This is a genomic window from Flavobacterium sp. GNP008 (assembly GCF_056428965.1).
Window position 1 is genome coordinate 1 of the sequence record NZ_JBWJVL010000070.1, and the last position, 228, is coordinate 228.

1 protein-coding gene is annotated in these 228 nt (G+C 58.3%); it reads right to left on the reverse strand.

All coding sequences use genetic code 11. The features are described from left to right. Positions 1–228, reverse strand: a 228-nt coding sequence (locus AC0608_RS13920) for a hypothetical protein (RefSeq protein ID WP_478289497.1), incomplete at both ends; no start/stop codon positions are given.

A 228-nucleotide genomic window follows, 5' to 3' on the forward strand; every position in this document is an offset into this window, starting at 1 on the left:
CTTGATTTCGCTTTCCTTGGCACCGTCGAACACCGGGGTAGCCATTGGAACGCCGCCGCGCAGGTTCTTCGCCAGATCCAGGATTTCCTGGTCGGAGAAGGTGTCCAGCTCTTCGTTGCGACCGCCGATCTCGTTGTAGATCTCATGCAGGAACTTGCGCAGGTCTGCGACCTTGCGCTGCTCTTCGATCATACGGTTGATCTTCTCGCCCAGACCTTTGGCCGCGAG